The 258-nt window shown below is 49.6% G+C and carries 1 rRNA gene; it reads right to left on the bottom strand.

Annotated features, from left to right (window positions below):
* Window positions 1–258 (bottom strand): 23S ribosomal RNA (locus GCN78_RS29075); the annotation flags it as partial.

The following is a 258-nucleotide window of genomic DNA, read 5'->3' on the forward strand; positions in this document are numbered from 1 at the left end:
GAATACTCATCTCGCCCACCTGTGTCGGTTTGCGGTACGGTCTCGTATGACTGAAGCTTAGAGGCTTTTCTTGGAACCACTTCCGATTGCTTCGTGAACAAGTTCACTCGTCTCAACCCCTTGAATTCCGTACCCGGATTTGCCTAAGTACCTTCTATGAGCCAAAAACCAACTATTCCAACAGTTGGACAACCTTCCGCGATCCGTCCCCCCATCGCATCATACGACGGTGCAGGAATATTAACCTGCTTCCCATCA

The organism is Janthinobacterium rivuli, assembly GCF_009208735.1.
In the GTDB taxonomy this organism is placed as follows: domain Bacteria; phylum Pseudomonadota; class Gammaproteobacteria; order Burkholderiales; family Burkholderiaceae_D; genus Janthinobacterium.